General features: G+C 65.9%; 5 protein-coding genes. 3 read left to right on the forward strand and 2 right to left on the reverse strand.

All coding sequences use genetic code 11. From position 1 onward, the window contains the following. Positions 1 to 2,608: aminotransferase class I/II-fold pyridoxal phosphate-dependent enzyme (locus WAN02_RS32590; protein WP_422269489.1), on the forward strand; the 2,608-nt coding region annotated here is incomplete at its 5' end. Here WAN02_RS32590 and WAN02_RS32595 read toward each other — a convergent pair. Continuing rightward, positions 2,605 to 3,267 (reverse strand): nitroreductase family protein, encoded by a 663-nt coding sequence (locus tag WAN02_RS32595; protein WP_422269490.1) that lies wholly within the window; start codon positions 3,265 to 3,267, stop codon positions 2,605 to 2,607. The two genes, WAN02_RS32590 and WAN02_RS32595, sit on opposite strands and share 4 nt — an antisense overlap. A gap of 52 nt (positions 3,268 to 3,319) precedes the next feature. On the opposite strand from WAN02_RS32595, the gene WAN02_RS32600 reads away from it, so the two are divergent. Next, a complete protein-coding gene (locus WAN02_RS32600) occupies positions 3,320 to 4,120 on the forward strand; it encodes an MBL fold metallo-hydrolase (RefSeq protein ID WP_422269493.1) in 801 nt (266 codons plus the stop codon). 10 nt (positions 4,121 to 4,130) lie between these two features. Here WAN02_RS32600 and WAN02_RS32605 read toward each other — a convergent pair whose 3' ends face one another. After that, positions 4,131 to 5,180, reverse strand: coding sequence for a phosphotransferase family protein (locus tag WAN02_RS32605; RefSeq protein ID WP_422269491.1), 1,050 nt, complete (start codon positions 5,178 to 5,180; stop codon positions 4,131 to 4,133). Between the two features lie 244 nt (positions 5,181 to 5,424). Here WAN02_RS32605 and WAN02_RS32610 point away from each other — a divergent pair, with 244 nt between their 5' ends. Next, positions 5,425 to 5,625, forward strand: coding sequence for an alpha/beta fold hydrolase (locus WAN02_RS32610; RefSeq protein WP_422269492.1), 201 nt, complete (start codon positions 5,425 to 5,427; stop codon positions 5,623 to 5,625). Positions 5,626 to 5,666: the final 41 nt, after the last annotated feature.

The raw sequence follows: 5,666 nt of genomic DNA on the forward strand, positions 1-5,666 counted from the left end.
GTACCGCACCGGGGATGTGGAGAACGCCGGCGCCGATGAGCTGGACATGTTCCCGTCAGATCCGCGGCAACTCGAGGGTCAGACCGAAGCCGAGCGCGACCGTCCCTACTTCGAAGTGCTCGTCGTCGAGAAGATGACCGAGGCCCAGGAGCGTGCGCTGCGCAACGAGGTCCGCAAGTGGCGGCGTCCCGATGACGAATTCGTCTATGAGCTCGTGGTGGTCGCCAGCGGCGACGAGGCGCTGATCGCGGCACGGCTCAACGTGAACCTGCAAGCCGTGGTGATTCGGCGGCGGTTCTCACACCAGTCAGCCAGGGACCTGTCGTCGCTGTCGGAGTTCGTCGACACCGGGGTGTCGAACGACCTGGCCGACCACTACTCACCCGAAGAGCGCGCCCAGATTCTGGCCACATCGCTGGGCAAGCTGCGGCCCGAGCTTGATCTCTACCTGATGACCGAGATCGAGGTGGAGGACATCGCCGGGCGGCTGGGCCAATACTTCCGACGGGTGTTCCACGCCCGGGAGGGCATGCTCGAACTGCACCTGTCGATCCTGCACGGTGTGGCCGCACGTTACCGCACGCCGTTCTTCAGCGCGCTCAAGCAGTACAGCCACCGGCCGACCGGTGTCTTCCACGCGCTGCCTATCTCGCAGGGCAAGTCGATTGTCAACTCGCACTGGATCAAAGACATGGTCGGCTTCTACGGCCTGGAAGTCTTCATGGCCGAGACGTCGGCGACCTGCGGTGGTCTCGATTCGCTGCTGGAGCCCACCGGCCCGCTGCGTGAATCCCAACAGCTCGCGTCGACAGCGTATGGCTCGCGACACACCTACTTCGTGACCAACGGCACGTCGACCGCCAACAAGATCATCACCCAGGCGGTGGTGGCGCCCGGCGACATCGTGCTGCTGGACCGTAACTGTCACCAGTCGCATCACTACGGCATGATGATGGCCGGCGCGAATGTCGTGTACCTCGAGGCGTATCCGCTCAATGACTACTCGATGTACGGCGCGGTGCCGTTGCGCGAGATCAAGTCAAAGTTGTTGGCGCTCAAGCGGGCCGGCAAGCTCGACAGCGTCAAGATGATGTCGCTGACGAACTGCACCTTCGACGGGATCGTCTACGACGTCGAGCGGGTGATGGAAGAGTGCCTCGCGATCAAGCCCGATCTGGTGTTCCTGTGGGACGAGGCCTGGTTCGCGTTCGCCCGGTTCCACCCGGTCTACCGCACCCGCACCGCGATGGCGGGCGCGGCGGCGGTGCGTGAGCGGCTGAACAGTCCGGAGTACAAGGCTGAGTTCGAGAAGTACCTGGCCGACCAGACCGCCGAGAAGCCCAGCGACGAAGACCTGCTGAACCGGCGCCTGATGCCAGACCCGGCGCGGGCGCGGGTGCGGGTGTACGCCTCGCAGTCCACCCACAAGACGCTGACCTCGCTGCGGCAGGGGTCGATGATCCACGTCTACGACCAGGACTACGACCAGAAGGTCGCGGTGCCGTTCCACGAGGCCTACATGGCGCACACCTCGACCTCGCCCAACTACCAGATCCTGGCATCGCTGGACCTGGGTCGTCGGCAGGTGGCCCTGGAGGGCGCCGAATTGGTGCAGCGGCAGATCGAGAACGCGATGCAGCTGCGCGACGCGATCGACAACCACCCGTTGCTCAGCAAGTACATGAATTGCCTTGGCACATCGCATCTCATCCCGAACGAGTACCGCCCAACCGCCATCGACCAACCGCTGCGCTCCGGGCTGCGGAACATGATGGCGGCTTGGCACGATGACGAGTTCGTGCTCGACCCGTCGCGAATCACATTGTCCATCGGGCGAACCGGTTATGACGGCGACACGTTCAAGCGCGAACAGCTGATGGACCGCTACGGCATCCAGATCAACAAGACCTCGCGCAACAGCGTGCTGTTCATGACGAACATCGGCACCACCCGCAGCTCGGTGGCGTTCCTGGTCGAGGTGTTGGTCAGTATCGCCGCCGAGCTCGACCAGTCCATCTCCGAGATGAGCCTGGGCGAGCGGGAGCACTTCGAGCGGGCGGTGTGGGGGCTGACCGAACGTCCGGTGCCGCTGTGCAACTTCAGCGGATTCCACCCGGCGTTCCGGGATCACAGCGGTTCCGAGCCGACACCCGAGGGGGATGTCCGTCGCGCGTTCTACCTGTCATACGACGACACGAACTGCGAATACCTCATGGGTGACCAGATCGACGAAAAGCTCGATGCCGGAATCGATGTGGTGTCCGCGACGTACGTGACGCCCTACCCCCCGGGCTTCCCGGTGCTGGTGCCCGGTCAGGTGTTCAGCCGCGAGATCCTGCAGTTCATGCGCGATCTGGACACCAAGGAGATCCACGGCTACGAGCCGAATTTCGGCTACCGGGTGTACACCGAGAAGGCGATCGAGACGGTCGGCGCCGCAGCGGGTTTGCCGTCCAACGGTCACCACATCGAGGCCGAGACGTCGTCGAAGACGAAGAAGAAGCCGGCCAAACGCGGTGGCAATGGCCACGACTCGGGTCCGCCCGAGGTCGGCCAAGACGAGCTGCTCGGCCAGCAGCAGCCCGGCGACGCGGTGACCGCCGACTAACCGAACGGCGCGCCGTCGAACCGCTCTCGGGTGGCGAGTTCGGCGACGCTGGCGCGCCTGAGCTTTGTCAGCTGTTTGCGCGGCTTGCCCAACGGCAGAAGTGCGGCGAGAGCGAACGACTCAGGCACGCCCAATAACTCGCGAACCCCGGGCTCCTCGGTGACGGCGCTGGTGGTGATGGTCCCGCCGTACCCTTCGTTGCGCGCGGCCAGCAGGATGTTCCACACCAGCGGGTAGACCGATGCGCCGCTGACCACCCCGATCCGGTCGAGGTCTTGATCGACCGCGGCGACAACTTCGAGATCGACGAAGATCGCCAGCACCACTGCGGCATCGAGCAGTGGCGCGGTCATCTGGGCCGGCGGCTCGGTGGCCGCGATCTGGGCGGCGGTCACCTTCGGCGGGTGTAGCGGGTTCCAGGGGCTTTCGCCGTTCTGCAGCTGGGCGATGTACCGTCGCGCGCTCGCAACGGATAACTCCGCCAATGCTTCCCGAGTACCGCGGTCGCGGATCACGACTACCCGGGTGCCCTGGCGGTTGCCGCCACTGGGCGCGAACCGCGCATTGTCGAGAATCCGCTCCAGTACGTCGTCGGGCAGCGGGTCGCCGGTGTAGTCGCGCACTGCGGCCGTGGTGCGCATGACGTCGTAGATGTCCACCAGTCCATAGTGGTGTGTCCGGGCCTCTAGAGTCCATGGCATGAGCAATCGAGTGGACGCCGCTCGGCGCGACGTTGCGTTCAGTGTGTTGGGCGGGCCGACCACAGTTGTGGACTTCGGCGGCCGTCGGATCCTGATGGACCCGACCTTCGATGAGCCCGGTAAACACGACTACCTGACCAAGACGGTCGGCCCGGCGGTACCCGCCGCCGCGCTCGGAGCCATCGACGTGGTGCTGGTCAGCCATGACCAGCATCCGGACAATTTCGACAGCGAGGGCCGACGGGTGGCGCTCGCCGCGCCGCTGGTGCTGACGCATCCGGGCGGCGCCGAGCGGCTCGGCCCGCCGGCCGTGGGCCTCAAGCCATTCGAAAGCTTCGATCTTCCGGCCGTCGACGGCGCCAAAGCGGTTACGGTGCAAGCAGTTCCGGCTGTGCACGGCCCGGCCGACGGGCAGCGCGATGCCGGTGGCCATGTGAACTGCGAGGTCACCGGTTTCGTGCTGTCCGGTCCGGGCCTGCCGACGGTGTATCTGAGCGGCGACAACGCCTCGATCAGTGCGGTCAAGGACATCGCCGACCGGGTGGGCGCCGTCGACGTGGCGATCATCTTCGCCGGTGCGGCCAGGGTGCCGGCCAAGGAGCGCGGCCGCCCGCTGACCATGACGGGTCAACGGGCCGCGGCGGCCGCCGAAATACTGGGCGCTCGGCTGGTCATCCCCGCCCACGTCGACGGCTGGGCGCATTTCAGCGAAGGAGTCGGCGAATTCGGCGGCGCCTTCGACGAGTCCGGAATCCTGGGCCTGCTCGCGGTGGCTCCCTACGGCGAGTGGATCGTTCCGTCGTGGTTGTAGCTGGCGAGCCCTAGCCGCGCACTGTCGAGATGGTCCATGCCGGCAGGATCGGTGCCCGGGTGAGGAAATGGTCGTGTTGGCCGATGCTGCGCAACAGAGCCTGGGTGCGCATGATGCAGCAGCCCATCCGCGCCATCGCGAAAATCTCGTACCACTCCAGGGCGACCAACGGGCGGCCGATCATCTCTTCGAAGCGGTGGATGACCTGTTCGCGGCTGTCGAAGCCGGGCAACTCGGGATCGGCGTCAATGCCGTTGACTTCCAACATCTGTCGGCGGGTGGCCAGCCACCACGCGAAATCGGTTTCGGCCGGGCACAGGCAGGCCTGCTCCCAGTCCAGAACGCCGACGATCTGCCCGTCGTCGCCGAAGATGGCGTTGGAGAGCCGGGCGTCGTTCCAGCACACCGCGGCGTCACCGGTTTGCTCCGGCTGGTGGCGCCGCAGCCAGTCGAACGCCTCGGTCATCACGTCCGGAATCTGATTGTCGGTACCCCAGGCCGCGTACTCCTGCCACCATGTCAGCTCCGCGGAAACGCCTGTGCCGGTCGGCCGGTGGAGCCAGGACGCCTCGTCGACCGGAACGCGCTGCAACGCCGCGAGCGTCTCCAGGAACGAATCGTGGGCGCGACGCTGCACCCGCGGCCCCGCATCATGCAGCCATCCGCGGGTCGCATAGGTGGTGTCCGACGGGGTATGCCCGACGATGCGCGGCATCACCAAAAACCTGGACCCGATCCACGACTCGTCGGGCTCGTAGACGATCGGTGACGGTGTCGCGATCCCGTGCTGGTGCAGGAACTCCTGGGTACGCGTCTGTGCGTCCAGGTCGTACTCGGGGTAGATGCCTCCGCCCGCGGGCGGAATCCGTAGCACGTACTCGCTGGAGTGGCCCGCCGCGTCGGCGGCGAACACCAGGCTTTCGCTCGACCACCCGGCGGCCCGGTTCGCCGCTTTCAGCTCCGACACCGCCGCCTCGCCGCCGAGGCGGTGGCTGAACCACGCCTCGAGCCGGGCCCTGGTGTCTGCCAGATCGCGTTGAATGAGCGCGATTCCTGCCATGGCACCCAGATTTACATACGGCGGGTCAGATGTAAATGATCGATCCTTTACGTTTGAGGCCAGGGCCGTAATACGCTCGCGGGGTGACTTCGCCGCCGCTCACCTTCGGAGCGATCGAGGATGCCTCGTTGCCGCCGGCGGTGCTTGCCCATGGCTTCCCGGATACGCCGTTCACCTGGCGTATCGGGCGTCGCTCAACCCGCAATTCGCCGACCCGAACGCGGAAGCTGAAACGGCGGCCACCATGCAAACATCGCCGGTGCCGACGCTGTATCTACACGGCGCCCACGACGGCGCAGTCGGCGCTGAGCTGCTCGGCGACCTCAGCCCGCACTTTCCGTTTGACGGATCCGCTTTCGAGATCGTCGACGGCGTCGGTCACTTCCTGCATCTCGAAAAGCCGGAGCTGATTGCTGCGAAGATCAATAACTGGCTGGACGACTAGGTTCAGACTGTCACGCGGCTGAGCCCCGCCGCGTGCCGCAG

It is taken from the genome of Mycobacterium sp. (assembly GCF_049281135.1).
GTDB lineage: Bacteria > Actinomycetota > Actinomycetes > Mycobacteriales > Mycobacteriaceae > Mycobacterium.